Annotated in this window: 1 protein-coding gene; it reads right to left on the reverse strand. The window is 71.9% G+C overall.

Annotated features, from left to right (window positions below; translation table 11 throughout):
• Positions 1 to 224, reverse strand: a 224-nt coding sequence (locus tag LI94_RS24260) for a hypothetical protein (protein WP_046302579.1), incomplete at both ends; no start/stop codon positions are given.

Here is a 224-nt window from a genome sequence, read left to right on the forward strand (position 1 = left end):
CCGGCCGTGCCATCAGGGTTTTCCGCGGTGCCGTTGACTCCGTCGAGGCCGGTACCACCGACACCACCGTTGCCACCGATACCGGCGACACCATCGCTACCGCTGGCCGCGGAGATACCGCCACCGCTGGCCCCACCGGCGCCACCCTTACCGGCGTTGCCGCCGTTGCCGCCGTCCTGGCCGGCATAGCCGGCTGCCTGCTCACTGTCCCCGCCGGCACCGTT

The organism is Mycobacterium sp. UM_Kg27 (assembly GCF_000972905.1).
In the GTDB taxonomy this organism is placed as follows: Bacteria; Actinomycetota; Actinomycetes; order Mycobacteriales; family Mycobacteriaceae; genus Mycobacterium.